This window comes from Klebsiella scottii (assembly GCF_036561945.1).
Classification (GTDB): Bacteria; Pseudomonadota; Gammaproteobacteria; order Enterobacterales; family Enterobacteriaceae; genus Klebsiella; species Klebsiella scottii.
Genome location: NZ_JARXNI010000020.1, coordinates 3,093,384 through 3,111,750 on the forward strand (window position 1 = coordinate 3,093,384; position 18,367 = coordinate 3,111,750).

Here is an 18,367-nt window from a genome sequence, read left to right on the forward strand (position 1 = left end):
ATTATTCGGGGGAATAAGGAAGATCGGGATTATCCAGCCAATGCGTTAAAAAATGGGACACGGCCTGGTTGCGGCAGTCTCCAATAACCGGTAAATGCGGCAGCTCTGCCTTAAGCTGCGCCATTGCGTTGCCCATTATCACACCGCGCCCGACGCTGCCCAGCATCTCGCGATCGTTCATCGCGTCACCAAACGCCATGCAATCCTGCAGCGTCAGGCCAAGATGCTGGCTAAGTACCGCCAGCGCCGCGCCTTTATTACAGCCATTCGGCAGCACTTCCAGGCAATCAACGGCCGAGAAACACATATGTGCGCGATCGCCCAAGGTTTCAGTAAGCTGAACTTTCAGCCGCTGGAGATCCTGATGATCGCCGCAGAAGCACACTTTGGTGACCTCGTGCGCCGGCATGCGTTTTAAATCACAGATGTGGTAGCGGAAGCCGCTAAAAATATACGCCTGCAGCAGCTCGGGGATCGCCTGCCCGGTAAACCAACCGCCGTCATTGAATACGTGCATGCTGGCCGTCGTATCCCAGACGCTGTGCAGAACGAGCTCAGCAACGCCCGGCTCCAGATCGCATTGATGCAGCACCTCTCCCTCCAGGGAGTGAATTCGTGTGCCGTTGCCGGTGATAAGGAACGCATCGAGCGCAAGCTCGCCGATCACATGGCGCATTTCCAGAGCATGGCGACCGGTGGCAAAGGTCAGGGTAATGTCGCGTTCACGCAGGCGCTTCAAGGTCGCAAGCGTGAGTTCTCCCAGACGATGGTCCGGCATTAACAGCGTACCGTCCATATCAAATGCGGCGAGTCTTGCCATGTTTTGCTCCCGGAGGTGAGGTGGGTTTTGCTTGTGTTCCAGTATTGCCTGAGATATACGGAAGTAATAGTGAATAGATATTTTTTATTGTTCCGGGTTTATAAACCACGCTTGCGCAGGCCCCAAATGGACGAGGCCGAAGGATGGGTCGGGTAATCGCCGCAAGCAATACAAGCAACATAACCAGCGCAGAGACAGCCTTGTCAGGTGAAGTGAATATACACAAAATCATTCGGCCTGCATCAAGGCGGCAAGTGCGCGAATCCCAGGAGCTTACGCCAGTAAGTGACTGGGGTGAGCAATCGTAAGCAGCACAAGCAACAAGACCAACACAACCAGCGCAGAGACAGCCTTGTCAGGTGAAGTGAATATACACAAAATCATTCGGCCTGCATCAAGGCGGCAAGTGCGCGAATCCCCAGGAGCTTACGCCAGTAAGTGACTGGGGTGAGCAATTGCAAGCAACACAGAGATTGCCTTGTCAGGTGAGGTGAATATACACAAAATCATTCGGCCTGCATCAAGGCGGCAAGTGCGCGAATCCCCAGGAGCTTACGCCAGTAAGTGACTGGGGTGAGCAAGCGCAGCCAACGCAGAGGCAGGTTGAAGGATGAAGTGTATATGAGATTACTGAACAGGCTGAACCAGTACCAGCGCCTCTGGCTGCCCTCTTCCGGCGCCCCGCAGCAGGTCACCGTTGGCGAGCTGGCGGAGCGCTGTTTTTGCAGCGAACGCCATATCCGCACGCTGTTGCGCCAGGCGCAGGACGCCGGCTGGCTGAGCTGGCAGGCCAGCTCCGGGCGTGGAAAGCGCGGCACCCTTCTTTTTCACACCTCGCCAGAGATGCTGCGTAACGAGATGATGGAGCTGGCGCTAAATAGCGGACAGCAGAAAAATGCGCTGGAGCTGGCCCAGCTGGCGCCGGTCGATCTTAAAGCGCTGCTGTCGCCGTTCCTCGGCGGCCAGTGGCAGAACAATACGCCGACCCTGCGTATCCCCTACTATCGCCCGCTCGAACCGCTGCGGCCCGGCTTTTTACCCGGCCGGGCGGAGCAGCACCTCGCCGGGCAGATATTTTCCGGTTTACTGCGTTTTGATGCGCAAAGTACCTGCCCGATGGGGGACCTGGCTCATCACTGGCAAGTCTCGGCAGACGGATTACGCTGGCATTTTTACATCCGCTCGACGCTGTTCTGGCACAACGGCGACCCGATAGAGACCCCTCAGCTACGGCAGCGTCTGCTGATGCTGCTCAATATACCGGCATTGCGTACGCTCTTCGCCAGCATCAGCCGGATTGATGTTACCCACGCTCAGCGCCTGACTATCACGCTGCATCGCCCGGATTACTGGCTGCCGTTTCGCCTTGCCAGCTATTGCAGCGTCCTCGCGCATCCCGACGATCCGACGATCGGCAGCGGCCCGTTTCGCCTCAAGCTGCTGAGTCCAGAGCTGGTGCGGCTGGAGAATCATCCCCGCTATCATCTGAATCATCCGCTCATCCAGGCCGTAGAATATTGGATCACCCCGCAGCTTTTTGAGCAGGATTTAGGCACCAGCTGCCGTCATCCGGTGCAGATAACGATTGGCGATGCCGGTGAGCTGGCTCATCTTCGTCAGGTCAGCAACAGTATTAGCCTGGGCTTTTGCTACCTGACGCTGCGCCAAAGCCCTCGTCTGAGTAAAGCCCAGGCCCAGCGGCTGGTGGCGCTTATTCATCGCTCCTCGCTGCTGGAAACGCTGCCGCTGGACGAAGATCTGATTACCCCCAGCAACGAAGTGCTGCCCGGATGGTCAATTCCGCAGGAGCCTGAAAACCGCCAGGTCGCGCTGCCCGAACGGCTTACCCTGCTCTACCATCTGCCGGTTGAGCTGCATACGATGGCCGAACAGCTACGTCAGCGGCTGAGCGAACTCGGCTGTGACCTGACGCTTATTTTTCACGATGCCAAAAACTGGGACGGCTGCCAGGAACTGGCGCGGGCGGATTTGATCATGGGCGATCGCCTGATCGGTGAAGCGCCGGAATATACCCTGGAGCAGTGGCTACGCTGCGACAGCATGTGGCCAAACCTGCTGACCGGGGCGCAGTATGCTCATTTGCAGGCAACGCTTGATGCGGTACAGATGCAGCCGGATGAGCGCAGCCGTAACGATGCCTTGCGTAACGTATTCAACAGGTTGATGGACGATGCCATCATGACGCCGCTGTTCAATTATAATTATCGCATTAGCGCTCCGCCGGGGGTTAACGGCCTGCGCCTTAACGCGCGCGGCTGGTTCGATTTCGCCAGCGCCTGGCTGCCGGCTTCATCGCCGTGATGAAGCTGGTCGCCGCGCTCATCAAGCGCTACCATACCGCTTTCATTTTAATAGCCAGGAATGACCATGAAACGCGCCGTAGTTGTCTTCAGCGGAGGACAAGATTCAACGACCTGTCTGGTGCAGGCTCTGAAACAGTATGACGAAGTGCACTGCGTCACTTTTGACTATGGGCAGCGCCACCGCGCAGAAATCGACGTCGCTCGCGAGCTGGCGCTAAAGCTGGGCGCCGTCGCTCATAAAGTGCTGGACGTGACCCTGCTTAACGAACTTGCCGTGAGCAGCCTGACCCGCGACAGCATTCCGGTTCCGGACTACGAACCGGACGCCAGCGGGATTCCGAATACCTTCGTTCCCGGGCGTAATATCCTCTTTTTAACCCTGACGGCGATCTACGCTTATCAGGTTAAAGCCGAAGCGATTATCACCGGCGTTTGCGAGACCGACTTCTCCGGCTATCCAGACTGTCGGGACGAGTTCGTGAAAGCGCTCAACCACGCCGTTAATCTAGGCATGGCAAAAGATATCCGCTTTGAAACGCCGCTGATGTGGCTCAACAAGGCTGAGACCTGGGCGCTGGCCGACTACTGGGGCCAGCTGGAGCTGATCCGTACCGAAACCCTGACCTGCTATAACGGAATTAAGGGTGACGGCTGCGGGCAGTGTGCCTCCTGTAACCTGCGCGCCAATGGCCTGAATCAGTACCAGGACGATAAGGTCGGCGTCATGGCGCTGATGAAGCAAAAAACAGGGTTGCAGTAAGCATCGCCAGACGCTTCCCCCGCTCGCGCTTCGCTTAGCGGGGTTACAGGTCCATATTAGGGATAGCGCGTGGCGGGAAATATGCGCGCCAGCCCTTGCCGCTACAGCTCCATCTGCTCGAGCTTTTCGCGCAGCTCACCGTCCAGCGGCAGCGCCTTCTGAGTTTTCAAATCGATACAGACAAAGGTAATCATCGCATCGGCGACCACTTCCCCTTCGGGGTTCAGGGTTACCGTCTGGCTTAATGTGCCGCTTTTGCCATTCAGCTGCTGCAGGTGGCTGGTGACGGTTAGCACATCTCCGAGGACCGCCGGACGGCGATAGTTAATATTAATGTTCACGACCACAAACGCGATATTGCGCGCGGTGAGCCAGTGGAACGCCGCGCTGTTTTCCAGGCCATCCCAGCGCGCCTCCTCGAGGAATTCGAGATAGCGGGCATTATTAACGTGCTGGTAAACATCCAGGTGATAACCGCGAACTTTGATTTGTGTCTGCATAGCGCAAGTGCCTTCGTCTTATTATCATTGATGAGGTAAGAGGTCACACCACTTGTGTGACCTCTTTAGTCTGGCAAAGATTTACGCTGCTGCAACCCCCCGATGCAAAATTACAAGGTCAGATGTGACAGGTTGCGCTCTACCAGCGCATGCCCCATTCCGGGAACCTGTTTGAGATCGTCGATAGTTTTAAACGGCCCGAACTCTTCGCGATAGCTCACAATCCCCTGCGCTTTCTTCAGACCGACGCCGTTCAGCGCCTCCATCAGGTCCTGCGCGCTGGCGCTATTGATGCTGACCTTCCCCGACCCCGACTCCGCCATTTTGGCTGAGTCGGGCGCTTTAGCCCGCAGGCTCTCCTTACCTGTCGCCACCGACGCCTTACCGTCGGCAGGCGCCCCCAGCGCTATCGGGCTTCCCGCAGCGCAAAGTAATGCGGCGGCAACAACGAACGCTTTAACTCTTGGTTTCATGCTGTGTTCTCCTTTTTTGTAGACAGCAAGGCCACGATAGCGAGCGGAAAAAAGGAGTACAAAAGGCGAATGCCAGAAATGGAAAAGGCCGCGAAAGCGGCCTTTGGGGATTGCATTACGTTACTTGCTTTTGCGAGTGCTCGCGAAATTACTGCTGCTGGTCGACAATATCGCCGAGCTTAATTTTCGCTGATTTACGCAGGCTGCTCATCAGCGCTTCGAAAGCAATCTGGGCATTGTTTTGCGTAATACCCTGCACCATAGCTTGTTTCTGCTCAGCCGGCATGTCGCCTGCTTTAACGGCATCCAGAGCCAGCAGTACCACGTTACCGTTCGCATCGCTGCCCACGCCGTAGCTTGCTTTACCTTCCTGCGGCAGCGGCAGAGCGAACGCGGCCTGGCTCAGCGGATCCTGACCGGTACGCGCCAGCGTCTGCGCCGCACCAAAGCTTAAGCCCGCGGCCTTCATCGCGTCATCGCCTTTGCCGTCTTTCAGGGCAGCCAGCAGTTTGTCCGCATCGAGCTTAGCCTGCTGCTCAGCTTTGGTGTGCTTAACGATATCGGTAACCTGCGCTTTGACTTCCGCCAGCGGTTTAACGGCTTCCGCTTTATGCTCGCTGATGCGCAGCACAAAGGCGCGGTCGCCATCAACGGTGATGATATCGGAGTTGCTTCCCGGTGCGCCGTTTTCGCCCACCAGGCCACCGTTAAAGATAGCGTCGGAGACCGGCTTAAAGTTCAGCTCTTCCGGCAGGTTGTCGTGTCCGAACCAGCCCGTTTCGACAACTTTAACGTCCGCTGCCTGTGCTGCGCCGGCCAGAGATTCGTTATCGTTGCTGGCGGCATCGCTCACCTTCTGCTGCAGCGCGTAGTACGCATCAAGCGCTTTTTCCTGCTTAACTTTCGCTGCGATATCCGCACGAACGTCGGCCAGCGGTTTAACCTGCGCAGGCTGAACGTCAGCCAGGCGCACGACCAGGAAACCCACGGAAGATTTGATCACGCCGGAGAGCTGACCTTTTTCTTTCAGCCCGGCATCTTTCAGCTCGGGAACCGTTGCCGCATCTTCCAGCCAGCCCATATCGCCGCCGTTGCGGGCAGAGATAATGTCGGTAGATTTTTCTTTCGCCAGCGTCGCGAAATCGGCGCCTTTTTTCAGTTCGTCCAGTACGGCCTGCGCATCAGCTTCGGTCTTCGTCTGAATCACGCTGTAGCGGTTACGCTGCGGCTGAGTGAACTGATCCTGATGCTGGTCGTACCAGGATTGAATTTCCGCGTCAGAAGCGTTCTCCTGCATGCTCGCTGCATCCATTTTGATGTAGCTCACGCGGAACTGCTCCGGCGCCATAAAGCGCGCCTGGTTCTGCTGATAGTAGGCCTCGACTTCCGCGTCGGTCACCGTCTGCTTCGCCGCCAGCGCGTTGACGTCAATCGTTGCTTCACGCACCACGCGCTGCTGAGAAACCAGCGCCGCCAGCTGATCGGATTCGCCCGACAGCATGAAGTCGGTACCGGCAACGGCGTTGATCAGCTGCTGAGTCGTCAGCTGGTTGCGCAATGCCTGGGCGTACTGGTCGGTGGTCATGCCCATCTGACTAACGATGCCGCCAAAACGTTCGTTATCAAATTTACCGTTAGACTGGAAGGCCTGGGTCTGGAAGATGGCCTGTTTCACCTGGGCATCGCTGACGCTCAGGCCGAGTTCACGCGCGTACTGGTCAAGCAGCGATTCGTCGATCAGGCGGTTCAGCACCTGCTGACGCATGGTTTTCATGTAGTTTTCGTTGGCCGCCAGTTCAGAGAACTGGTCGCCGAGCTGCTGCTGCATACGATTACGTTCGCTGGCAACGGCATTTTCAAACTGTGAGCGACCAATCTCCTGGTCATTAACTTTCGCGGCATAGTTGCTGCTGCCGCCAATCAGGTAACCACTCACCCCGGTCAAAATGAACGAGACAATGATGATACCGAAAATAATCTTGAGCACGACGCTGTTGGCGGCCGTGCGTAGGTTGTCCATCATGGTGTAACAACGCTCCGCTGTAGATGACTTTAGCTCGCGCAGCATAGCACGTGATGGCCGCCGCGCGTGAGGACCTATTTTGACAAGAAAATGGGGTGATTGTCAGCCCACAAGTGTACGCAAACACAGATAAAGTCGCGTTCTGGACAAATAAAAAAGGCACATCTCGCGATGCGCCCTTGTACTTCGTCAAATTCCCTGACGGGAAGCCGATCAGTTGACCGCGTCTTTCAGCGCTTTACCAGCACGGAAACCCGGAACTTTAGCTGCGGCAATAGTAATTTCTTTACCTGTTTGCGGGTTGCGACCGGTACGGGCAGCACGCTCTTTAACAGCAAAAGTACCAAAACCTACCAGCGCAACGTCATCCCCAGCCTGCAGAGATTCAGTAACAGAAGCAATTAAAGCATCTAACGCACGTCCGGCTGCAGCTTTAGAAATGTCCGCACCCGCAGCAATTTTGTCAATCAGTTGAGATTTATTCACTGTTCTCTTCCTCTCTTTATAATTTATATCGCACCAGAATCCTTCGTGGCGCGACCGCGCAGCAGTTATATCAGGACTGTCATGCCCTTACAACAGAGTTGTAGATGACCCCCTGCCAGCGATCTAAGTTAGCTACACAAAAAAAGGCTGGCAAGCACGAATTTACTTACCAGCCCTACTTTTCTTAGCGCAATTTGCGCGAAATCACTATTTCGCCGTGGCAACCTGCATGCCGAACGGCTCGTTCTGCAGCGCAAGTGTCAGAACTTCTTCGATTCGTTTCACCGGATGGATATCTAAATCGGCGATAACGTTATCTGGAATTTCTTCAAGGTCACGTTTGTTTTCGTCAGGAATCAGAACAGTCTTAATGCCGCCGCGGTGTGCCGCCAGCAGTTTTTCCTTCAGTCCACCGATTGGCAGCACCTGGCCACGCAGGGTAATTTCCCCGGTCATGGCGACATCTGCGCGTACCGGATTGCCCGTCAGACAGGAGACCAGCGCGGTACACATCGCAATACCGGCGCTTGGGCCATCTTTCGGCGTCGCCCCTTCCGGAACGTGGACGTGGATATCACGTTTTTCGTAGAAATCTGAGTTAATACCCAGTTTATCCGCACGAGAACGCACCACGGTCAGCGCTGCCTGAATGGACTCCTGCATCACTTCGCCGAGCGAACCGGTGTAGGTGAGCTTGCCTTTACCCGGAACGCAGGCGGTTTCGATGGTCAGCAGATCGCCGCCCACTTCCGTCCACGCCAGGCCGGTCACCTGACCTACGCGGTTTTCGCTATCCGCACGACCGTAGTCAAAGCGCTGAACGCCGAGGAAGTCGTGCAGGTTATCGCCGTTGATGGTGATGTGCTTGAGCGATTTATCCAGCAGCAGCTGTTTAACCGCCTTACGGCACAGTTTGGAGATTTCACGCTCCAGGCCACGCACGCCCGCTTCACGGGTGTAATAGCGAATGATGCCGACGATCGCGCTGTCTTCAACGGTCAGTTCGCCTTTCTTCAGCGCGTTACGCTCAATTTGCTTCGACAGCAGATGCTGTTTTGCGATGTTCAGCTTTTCATCTTCGGTATAGCCGGAGAGACGAATCACTTCCATACGGTCAAGCAGCGGCGCCGGGATATTCATGGAGTTAGAGGTCGCCACAAACATCACGTCGCTCAGATCGTAGTCCACTTCCAGGTAGTGGTCGTTAAAGGCCACGTTCTGTTCAGGATCCAACACTTCCAGCAGAGCCGATGCCGGATCGCCGCGCATGTCGGAGGACATTTTGTCGATCTCATCAAGCAGGAACAGCGGGTTTTTAACCCCCACCTTCGCCATTTTCTGGATCAGTTTACCCGGCATTGAGCCGATGTAGGTCCGGCGGTGACCGCGAATTTCCGCTTCATCACGCACGCCGCCCAGCGCCATACGCACGTATTTACGTCCGGTGGCTTTGGCGATGGATTGACCCAGAGAGGTTTTACCTACCCCCGGCGGCCCAACCAGGCACAGGATCGGCCCTTTGAGCTTATTCACGCGGCTCTGCACTGCGAGGTACTCAAGAATACGATCCTTCACGCGTTCCAGACCGTAGTGGTCGGTATCGAGGATCTCCTGAGCCTGGCGCAGATCTTTTTTGACCTTGCTGCGGGCGTTCCACGGCACCTGCACCATCCAGTCGATGTAGCCGCGTACGACGGTGGCTTCCGCCGACATCGGCGACATCATCTTCAGCTTTTGCAGTTCCGCTTCGGTTTTTTCTTTAGCCTCTTTCGGCATTTTCGCCGCGTCGATTTTACGCTTCAACGCTTCGTTTTCGTCCGGGGCATCGTCCATCTCGCCGAGCTCTTTCTGGATGGCCTTCATCTGCTCATTCAGATAGTACTCACGCTGGGACTTTTCCATCTGCTTTTTAACGCGGTTGCGAATGCGTTTCTCAACCTGCAGCAGATCGATTTCTGATTCCATCATCGCCATCAGATACTCCAGACGTTCGTTAACGTCGGACATCTCCAGCACGGACTGTTTGTCCGCCAGCTTCAGCGGCATGTGCGCCGCGATGGTGTCAGCCAGACGCGCGGGATCGTCGATGCTATTCAGCGACGTCAGCACTTCTGGTGGGATTTTTTTGTTGAGCTTGATGTAGCCTTCAAACTGACCGATAGCCGTGCGAACCAGGACTTCCTGCTCGCGCTCTTCAATAGCAGGCGATTCAAGGTACTCCGCTTTCGCTGAAAAATGCTCGCCGTCATCGGATAACGCGGAAATACGCGCCCGCTGCAGGCCTTCAACCAGCACTTTTACCGTGCCATCAGGCAGCTTCAGCATCTGTAAAATTGACGCCACGGTCCCGACGGTGAAAAGATCATTTACACCCGGCTCATCCGTTGAAGCTTCTTTCTGCGCAACCAGCATGATTTTTTTATCATGGTCCATAGCCGCTTCAAGACAACGGATAGATTTTTCCCGCCCTACAAACAGGGGTATGACCATGTGCGGATAAACCACCACATCGCGCAACGGCAATACGGGGATTTCAATGCGTTCAGAACGCTCAGGATTCATAGAGCTCTCTCTTAGTTTAAAGTCCGCCAGGTAGCCAGCGGCACGACTCTTGATCGCGTCGCCGTTAATATGTAATCCAGTATATGGGGATGTAATCCACACATTCAACGGCAGGAATGCAGGAAAAATAAAAGGGGAGATAAAATCCCCCCTTTTTGGTTAACTGCTTGAGCGAGTTGGCTAATTATTCACCAGACGCCTGCTGCGCTTCCGGTTTCCCGTAAATCAGCAGCGGCTTGCTTTGCCCGTCGATAACCGAGGCGTCGATCACCACTTTTTCGACGTCTTCCATCGACGGAAGGTCGTACATGGTATCGAGCAGGGCCGCTTCTACGATAGAACGCAGGCCACGGGCGCCGGTTTTACGCGCCATCGCTTTCTTGGCGATAGCGTCCAGCGCTTCATCACGGAACTCCAGCTCAGCGCCTTCAAGATTGAACAGCGCCTGATACTGCTTGGTCAGGGCGTTTTTCGGCTCTTTCAGGATCTGAATCAGCGCGTCTTCGCTCAGCTCATTCAGCGTTGCGACCACCGGCAGACGGCCGATAAACTCAGGGATCAGACCAAACTTGATCAGATCTTCCGGCTCAACCTGGGACAGCAGCTCGCCTTCGCTGGCCTTGTCGGACTTAGCTTTAACCGTCGCGCCGAAACCAATTCCAGAACCGGTCTCTACGCGATGAGAAATCACTTTATCCAGGCCGGCAAACGCACCGCCGCAGATAAACAGGATCTTGGAGGTATCAACCTGCAAGAACTCCTGCTGCGGGTGCTTGCGCCCGCCCTGAGGCGGAACGGCGGCAATGGTGCCTTCGATAAGCTTCAGCAGCGCCTGCTGCACGCCTTCACCGGAAACATCGCGGGTAATCGACGGGTTATCCGATTTACGGGAAATTTTGTCGATTTCATCAATATAAACGATGCCGCGCTGCGCTTTCTGCACGTCGTAATCGCATTTCTGCAGCAGTTTCTGGATGATGTTTTCGACGTCCTCACCCACATAACCGGCTTCGGTCAGGGTGGTGGCGTCAGCCATAGTGAACGGTACATCCAGCAGGCGAGCCAGCGTTTCCGCCAGCAGGGTCTTACCGGAGCCCGTTGGCCCAATCAGCAGAATGTTGCTTTTACCCAGCTCCACGCCGTTGCTGGTATCGCCATTGCGCAGGCGCTTGTAGTGGTTGTATACCGCTACTGCCAGCACTTTTTTCGCCGGTTCCTGGCCGATAACGTAATCGTCAAGATGGTGGCGAATCTCGTGTGGAGTCGGCAGTGCACTGCGCTCGCGATGCGGCGCGACTTCTTTAATCTCTTCGCGAATGATGTCGTTACATAAATCAACGCATTCGTCGCAGATATACACGGATGGCCCGGCAATCAGCTTACGCACTTCATGCTGGCTTTTGCCGCAAAAAGAGCAATACAACAATTTGCCCGATCCATCTTTGCGTTTATCTGTCATGAGTCCAAACCTCTTATTAAGTTCTTTGTGCCGCACACGACGACGCAAATGCCATTCTCAGGCGCAAGCCGCTGGTAAGCGCTGTGCCGTCCTACTTCAGACAAGTATAGCGGCCCCCTTGCGCCAGGGGCATCAATTACGATGAGTCAAAATGGAATCGACCAGGCCGTATTCCACCGCTTCAGCTGCAGAAAGGAAGCGGTCACGCTCGGTGTCGCGCTCGATCTGCTCAAGGGATTGACCCGTATGGTGTGCCATCAGTTCATTCATGCGCCCCTTCACTTTCAGGATTTCACGGGCGTGAATTTCGATATCCGTTGCCTGACCCTGATAGCCGCCCAGCGGCTGGTGGATCATCACGCGGGAGTTCGGCAGGCAGAAACGCTTGCCTTTCGCCCCTGCGGTCAGCAGGAACGCGCCCATGGACGCAGCCTGGCCCATACAAATGGTGCTCACGTCAGGCTTGATGAACTGCATGGTGTCGTAAATCGACATCCCGGCGGTAATCACCCCGCCCGGAGAGTTAATGTACAGGTAAATGTCTTTTTCCGGGTTTTCTGCTTCCAGAAAAAGCATCTGCGCCACGATCAGGTTCGCCATGTGGTCTTCCACCTGGCCGGTCAGAAAAATGACGCGCTCCTTGAGCAGACGGGAATAGATATCAAAAGAACGTTCACCGCGCGAGGTCTGTTCGATGACCATCGGCACCAGGGCCATATGGGGTGCAAAGTTATCTCGTTCGCCACTGTATGACATTTCCGTCTCCTGGATTAATTTTGAATAAACCTGCTGCACTGATTGTAACCTTATGGACGGATTATCAGCCAGAGTCTTCTGCCCGTCATCATGTGAATTACCGCTGCTTAAGCTGAATTCCTGCGTCCTCAACGATGGCGGACAGACACGCTTCGTCATTATGCATGATTTCACGCGTGCAGTTACGTTCCCCGGTAATGGGGGCGACGTCGCCATAATTCAAGCATAACAATCTTTTGTCGTAACGCTATCACTGAAATCGGCTTTTCGCACTCGCCCTAACGCTATCATTGTTCTAAAAAAAAACCCGCAGCCTCTCGGCAACGGGTTTTGCTCGAACCTTAAACCGCCGGGCGCAATTACGCCTGCTGGTTCATCAGTTCGCTGAAGGAGGTCGCTTTCTCGGATACTTTAGCTTTCGCCAGTACCGCTTCAACAGCCTGCTCTTCCAGAGCGACGTTACGCATGTTATCCATCAGTTCGTTGTTTTTGCTATAGAACTCAACAACTTCTTTCGGATCTTCGTAAGCAGAAGCCATCTCTTCGATCAGGCCTTTCACGCGATCTTCGTCAGCTTTCAGCTCGTTGGTACGAATCACTTCGCCCAGCAGCAGGCCAACAACAACGCGGCGTTTAGCCTGCTCTTCGAACAGCTCACGCGGCAGTTCCAGAGCCTGGTTTTCGTTACCGCCAAAGCGCTGAGCAGCCTGACGACGCAGAACGTCGATTTCGCTGTCGATCAGTGCTGCAGGAACGTCGATTTCGTTAGCCTTCACCAGGCCTTCGATAGCCTGAGTCTTCACGCGGTTACGCACGGCGCCTTTCAGCTCGCGATCCATATTTTTACGCACTTCAGCGCGCAGACCTTCTACGGAACCATCTTCAACGCCGAAACGTTTGATGAATTCTGCAGTCAGTTCCGGCAGCTCACGCTCTTCCACTTTCTTCAGGTTAATAACGAACTTAGCCGCTTTACCTTTCAGAGTTTCCGCATGGTATTCTTCCGGGAAGGTCACTTCGATAGTGAACTCTTCGCCAGCTTTGTGGCCTTTGATACCGTCTTCAAAGCCCGGGATCATACGACCCTGGCCCATCGCCAGTACGAAATCAGAGGCTTTGCCGCCTTCGAACTCTTCGCCATCAACAGAACCGCTGAAGTCGATGGTTACACGGTCTTCTGCATCAACAGCGCCGTCTTTGTCTTTCCAGTTCGCCTGCTGCTTACGCAGGGTGTCCAGCATGGTGTCGACATCAGCTTCGGTCACTTCAACAACCGGTTTTTCAACTTCGATCGCGTCCAGACCCTGCAGTTCAACTTCCGGGTAAACTTCGAATTCTACCGCGTAGGTGAAGTCTTCACCCAGCTTGTATTCGCCCGGTACATAGTTCGGTGCGCCAGCCGGATTGATTTTCTCTTTGATGATCGCGTCAACGAAGTGACGGCTCATCAGATCGCCCAGCACGTCCTGGCGAACGGATGCGCCATAACGCTGAGCGACAACATTCATCGGCACTTTACCCTTGCGGAAGCCGTCAATGCGAACTTTTTTCGCTACGTTGACCAGCTCACTTTTGACAGCATTCTCGATGCTGTCAGCAGCGATAGTAATCGTTACACGGCGCCCAAGGCCCTGAGTGGTTTCAACTGAAACTTGCATCTTGTTACCTCAAAAAAATCACAGTGCTCGGTCAACTCTGGAAGCGCGTGTAGGTTGCTTCGCAGAACCGGGATGCCCTCTTCACTTCAGAAACACATTCCCTGTCGTCAGAATCATCCCGAAGACATTCATATAAGACGCGGCATTATAGCGGCATCACTTTTGTGAGTCGAGAACGGTTGTCGCCCACTGCTGCGGCATTTTTCACATTTCTCGCGCAAATTTACCTGTAAAAGTGACCATGGCGCACAATTTCCAGGCAAAATAAAACGGCCCGTAGGCCGTTTTCTGATAAATCTTCACGCAACATACTGGAAAAGCTCCAGCGGTTGCAAATGGGATTTCTACGCGATGCTTCCGGCTCCACGACAGGCAGGGGAAGCAAAGACGGTGTCCTGGAGTCCTTCCCACTCTTTAATCGTATAGGTATGCAGCGCCAGCGCGTGCACGGGGCCTGACAGCTCCTCGGTCAACGTACCGTAGATCATACGGTGACGGCTGAGAAAACGCTCGCCGGTGAAACGATCGCTCACCAACACCACTTTAAAATGACTTTCGGAGCCCGCGGGAACATTGTGGCGATAACTTTCATCCACGACTTCGAGATACACGGGGTCGAACGCTGCCCTAAGTTTTGCTTCGATCTGTTCACGTATCATCATGAATTTTCTCCTCCGACAACGCTGGGATGCCGCCATTCCTTTTAAATGTTAGCCGCTTTTACCGTTTCCATTACCGGAAAACAACAAAAAATTAGCATTTCTCTTATATTTTCATTCAAAAGTATCAAGTTTACTGGCTCTGTATGCCGTAATGTCCGTCTGGATCGCCATAAAAATGGGAAGAAGGCCAGAAAACGCACAACGCGATGAATTTACATACGTTGCCACTTCCCCTCGCCGTTGGCGATGTTATGATGACGGCAATTTCCTCATCACAACACCATGCCTTGAGACCCCTGAACATGTTTAAGAAAATTCTTTTCCCGCTGGTCGCAATGTTTATGCTGGCAGGATGCGCCACACCGCCGACCACTATTGATGTATCGCCGAAAATGTCCCTGCCGCAGCAGGACCCGAGCCTGATGGGCGTGACCGTCAGCATCAACGGCGCGGATCAGCGTCCGGATCAGGCCCTGGCCAAAGTGACCCGCGATAACCAGCAGGTGACGCTGACTGCCTCCCGCGATCTCCGCTTCCTGCTGCAGGAAGTGCTGGAGAAACAGATGACCGCGCGCGGCTATATGATTGGGCCGAACGGCGCCGTCGATCTGCAAATCATCGTGAATAAACTGTACGCCGACGTTTCCCAGGGCAACGTGCGTTACAACATCGCCACGAAAGCGGATATCGCCATCATCGCCACCGCGGCGAACGGCACGAAGATGACCAAAAACTATCGCGCAAGCTATTCCGTGGAAGGTGCATTCCAGGCCTCCAACCAGAATATTGCCAATGCTGTTAACAGCGTTCTGACCGACACTATCGCCGACATGGCGCAGGACACCAGCATCCACGACTTCATCAAGCAAAACGCGCGTTAATAAAATCACGGACCCGGCCAGCGGTCGGGTCCGTGCTACAGGCCCATGTCCAGTCACTACTTACGTATTTTTCAGCAGCCTAAATCAGCTATTTTGCTGATCCTTGGCTTTGCTTCCGGTTTGCCTCTCGCCCTCACCTCCGGCACGCTGCAGGCGTGGATGACCGTCGAGAATATCGATCTGAAAACCATCGGTTTCTTTTCGCTCGTCGGCCAGGCCTACGTCTTTAAGTTCCTTTGGTCGCCGGTGATGGACCGCTACACGCCGCCGTTTCTCGGCAGACGCCGCGGCTGGCTGCTGACGACCCAGTTTCTGCTGCTTATCGCCATCGCGGCTATGGGTTTCCTTGAACCCTCGACGCAGCTGCGCTGGATGGCGGCGCTGGCGGTAGTTATTGCCTTCTGTTCCGCCTCGCAGGATATCGTCTTCGACGCGTGGAAAACCGACATTCTGGCCGCCGAAGAGCGCGGAGCCGGTGCCGCGGTTAGCGTGCTGGGCTACCGTCTGGGCATGCTGGTTTCCGGCGGCCTGGCGCTATGGCTGGCCGACCGCTGGCTGGGCTGGCAGGGCATGTACTGGCTGATGGCCGCGCTGCTGATCCCGTGCATCATCGCCACCCTGCTGGCGCCGGAGCCTGACGACGCGATCCCGGTACCGAAAAGCCTTGAGCAGGCCGTCGCGGAACCGCTCCGCGATTTCTTCGGCCGCAACAACGCCTGGCTGATCCTGCTGTTAATCGTCCTTTATAAGCTCGGCGATGCTTTTGCTATGAGCCTGACGACCACCTTTTTGATCCGCGGCGTCGGTTTTGACGCCGGTGAGGTCGGGATGGTGAATAAAACGCTGGGGCTGTTTGCCACTATCATCGGCGCCCTGTACGGCGGCGTGTTAATGCAGCGCCTGACCCTGTTCCGCGCTCTGCTTATTTTCGGTCTGCTGCAGGGGGTCTCCAACGCCGGCTACTGGCTGCTGTCAATTACCGATAAGCATATTTACTCGATGGCCACGGCGGTATTTTTCGAAAATCTGTGCGGCGGGATGGGTACCGCGGCGTTTGTCGCGCTGTTAATGACGCTGTGCAATAAATCGTTCTCCGCCACCCAGTTTGCGCTGCTGTCGGCGCTCTCCGCCGTCGGGCGCGTGTACGTCGGGCCGATTGCCGGCTGGTTTGTTGAAGCCCACGGCTGGCCGACGTTTTATCTCTTCTCGGTCGTGGCGGCCGTTCCCGGCATCGTGCTGCTGCTTATCTGCAGGCGCACGCTGGAACATACCCAGCGCACGGAGAGGTTTATGCCGCGAACGCATTATCCGCAGGCCTATTCGCTGGCCCTGATCGTGCTGGCTATCGGCTGCGTCATGCTCGCGGTATGGCTGCTGCTGCTGGTGCTGAATGCCCTCGATTACACCTCGTTCTCCTTCTTATCCGGCCTGCTGGAGATTGCGGCGCTGACCGCCGTTGGCGGTATTTTGCTCGGCAGCCTTCTGGACTATCTGGCGCTGCGCAAAACGGAGCTGGTTTAGGGTAGCCGCGCCCTGCGGAGCGCGGCGCGGCTGGTCCGGGATACCCCGGCGGAGGGAATAAGCCGTTTTAATCACTAAACGTAATTATAACGGCTTATTAACGATTTTATATTTTCCTTTTTTCATTTGTTGTTTTGTGCGTTTTACATTTTGGGAAATTATTGACAACTTTTATTCAATTCATTAAATAATTTAAACGATTCAGCAAAGGCCGTTTATTTCGCCTCGCCGGCGATGTCTTTTATTTGATAATTAATTGTTAATTAGTTGTTCTATTTTCTCGACGTTTATACTCATTCCCCCATAAGTAACTTCATTCTTATCCCTTTCGTTATAGATCCAGCGCAAATCAGGCTTTGCAAGCGACAGCGTCACACTCGGTTACATATGTGACAAAGCAAGCAGAACCCACTAACACGGAACTGACACAGCTCCAATCATGTTTACAGTAATGCAACCTTCCCGTAAAATGCCCGCACACTTTAAGCGCCACCAGATTCCGTGGAATTGAGGTCGTTCAATGAGACTTAGGAAATACAATAAAAGTTTGGGATGGATGTCATTAATCGCAGGTACTGTATTACTCAGTGGTTGTGATTCTGCGCTCCTTGACCCAAAAGGACAGATTGGACTGGAGCAACGTTCTTTGATACTGACGGCCTTTGGCCTGATGATGATTGTCGTTATTCCCGCCGTCTTAATGGCAGTAGGATTTGCCTGGAAGTATCGCGCGAGCAATAAAGATGCGAAGTATAGCCCGAACTGGTCACACTCCAACAAAGTTGAAGCTGTGGTCTGGACGGTTCCTATCCTGATCATTCTGTTCCTGGCCGTTCTGACCTGGAAAACCACTCACGCATTAGAGCCAAGCAAACCGCTAGCTCACGAAGAGAACCCGATCGTCATCGAAGTTGTTTCGATGGACTGGAAATGGTTCTTTATCTATCCGGAACAGGGTATTGCTACCGTCAACGAAATCGCCTTCCCGGCGAACGTACCGGTACACTTCAAAGTGACCTCTAACTCCGTGATGAACTCGTTCTTTATCCCACGTTTAGGCAGCCAGATTTACGCAATGGCCGGGATGCAGACTCAGCTGCACCTCATCGCGAACGAAACTGGCACTTATGACGGTATCTCCGCCAGCTATAGCGGCCCGGGCTTCTCAGGAATGAAGTTCAAAGCTCTCGCCACGCCGGATCGTGCATCCTTCGATCAGTGGGTAGCGAAAGTAAAACAGTCTTCGAACACCATGGACTCCATGGCTGCCTTCGAAAAAGTGGCTGCGCCTAGCGAATACAACAAAGTGGAATACTTCTCTAACGTGAAGCCAGATTTGTTTAAAGACGTTATCGGCAAATTCATGTCTCACGGCAAGAGCATGGACATGTCCCAACCTGAAGGCGAGCACGCGGCGCACGAAGGAATGGAAGGCATGGACATGAGCCACGCGGAAACCGCTCACTAAGGGACCGAGGAAGA

General features: G+C 54.5%; 15 protein-coding genes. 5 read left to right on the plus strand and 10 right to left on the minus strand.

The features are described 5' to 3' along the window. Position 1: 1 nt before the first annotated feature. Complete coding sequence (gene cof / locus QFI97_RS22225) at positions 2-820, minus strand: HMP-PP phosphatase (RefSeq protein WP_346432001.1); 819 nt, start codon at positions 818-820, stop codon at positions 2-4. Between the two features lie 621 nt (positions 821-1,441). On the opposite strand from cof, the gene QFI97_RS22230 reads away from it, so the two are divergent. Both QFI97_RS22230 and queC read left to right on the plus strand, forming a co-directional pair. Further along, the gene (locus tag QFI97_RS22230) at positions 1,442-3,142 is read left to right on the plus strand and encodes an SgrR family transcriptional regulator (RefSeq protein WP_346432002.1); all 1,701 of its coding nucleotides are present in this window, start codon (positions 1,442-1,444) and stop codon (positions 3,140-3,142) included. A 66-nt stretch (positions 3,143-3,208) separates the two neighbouring features. Beyond that, positions 3,209-3,904, plus strand: coding sequence for a 7-cyano-7-deazaguanine synthase QueC (gene queC, locus QFI97_RS22235; protein WP_095094414.1), 696 nt, complete (start codon positions 3,209-3,211; stop codon positions 3,902-3,904). A 101-nt stretch (positions 3,905-4,005) separates the two neighbouring features. Here the strand turns inward: queC and QFI97_RS22240 are convergent, their stop codons facing one another. From QFI97_RS22240 to bolA, 9 genes are all read right to left on the minus strand, one after another. After that, positions 4,006-4,404, minus strand: a complete 399-nt coding sequence (locus QFI97_RS22240; protein WP_095094412.1) for a YbgC/FadM family acyl-CoA thioesterase — start codon at positions 4,402-4,404, stop codon at positions 4,006-4,008. A gap of 110 nt (positions 4,405-4,514) precedes the next feature. Further along, on the minus strand, positions 4,515-4,877 hold the full coding sequence (locus QFI97_RS22245; protein ID WP_346432003.1) for a helix-hairpin-helix domain-containing protein: 363 nt from the start codon (positions 4,875-4,877) through the stop codon (positions 4,515-4,517). A gap of 148 nt (positions 4,878-5,025) precedes the next feature. Continuing rightward, entirely contained in the window at positions 5,026-6,900 is a 1,875-nt protein-coding gene (gene ppiD, locus QFI97_RS22250; RefSeq protein WP_331834152.1) for a peptidylprolyl isomerase, read from the minus strand. 213 nt (positions 6,901-7,113) lie between these two features. Next, complete coding sequence (gene hupB, locus QFI97_RS22255; protein WP_002444653.1) at positions 7,114-7,386, minus strand: nucleoid-associated protein HU-beta; 273 nt, start codon at positions 7,384-7,386, stop codon at positions 7,114-7,116. Between the two features lie 207 nt (positions 7,387-7,593). After that, on the minus strand, positions 7,594-9,948 hold the full coding sequence (lon, locus tag QFI97_RS22260) for an endopeptidase La (protein WP_095094403.1): 2,355 nt from the start codon (positions 9,946-9,948) through the stop codon (positions 7,594-7,596). Between the two features lie 184 nt (positions 9,949-10,132). Then, positions 10,133-11,407, minus strand: coding sequence for an ATP-dependent protease ATP-binding subunit ClpX (gene clpX, locus QFI97_RS22265; protein WP_041144319.1), 1,275 nt, complete (start codon positions 11,405-11,407; stop codon positions 10,133-10,135). Positions 11,408-11,539: 132 nt separating this feature from the next. Then, positions 11,540-12,163 carry an ATP-dependent Clp endopeptidase proteolytic subunit ClpP gene (gene clpP / locus QFI97_RS22270; RefSeq protein ID WP_002891804.1) on the minus strand — a complete coding sequence of 208 codons (624 nt, stop codon included), beginning with the start codon at positions 12,161-12,163 and terminating at the stop codon, positions 11,540-11,542. Positions 12,164-12,522: 359 nt separating this feature from the next. Continuing rightward, complete coding sequence (gene tig, locus QFI97_RS22275) at positions 12,523-13,821, minus strand: trigger factor (protein ID WP_095094401.1); 1,299 nt, start codon at positions 13,819-13,821, stop codon at positions 12,523-12,525. A gap of 344 nt (positions 13,822-14,165) precedes the next feature. Beyond that, positions 14,166-14,483, minus strand: coding sequence for a transcriptional regulator BolA (gene bolA / locus QFI97_RS22280; protein ID WP_041144317.1), 318 nt, complete (start codon positions 14,481-14,483; stop codon positions 14,166-14,168). A 302-nt stretch (positions 14,484-14,785) separates the two neighbouring features. On the opposite strand from bolA, the gene QFI97_RS22285 reads away from it, so the two are divergent. The 3 genes from QFI97_RS22285 (at position 14,786) to cyoA (ending at position 18,353) form a co-directional block, all read left to right on the plus strand. After that, positions 14,786-15,364: a lipoprotein gene (locus QFI97_RS22285; protein WP_004858708.1), complete on the plus strand. Its 579-nt coding sequence runs from the start codon at positions 14,786-14,788 to the stop codon at positions 15,362-15,364. A gap of 45 nt (positions 15,365-15,409) precedes the next feature. Then, complete coding sequence (ampG, locus tag QFI97_RS22290; RefSeq protein ID WP_346432004.1) at positions 15,410-16,885, plus strand: muropeptide MFS transporter AmpG; 1,476 nt, start codon at positions 15,410-15,412, stop codon at positions 16,883-16,885. 520 nt (positions 16,886-17,405) lie between these two features. Continuing rightward, complete coding sequence (gene cyoA, locus QFI97_RS22295; protein ID WP_041144314.1) at positions 17,406-18,353, plus strand: cytochrome o ubiquinol oxidase subunit II; 948 nt, start codon at positions 17,406-17,408, stop codon at positions 18,351-18,353. The last annotated feature ends 14 nt before the right edge of the window (positions 18,354-18,367 follow it).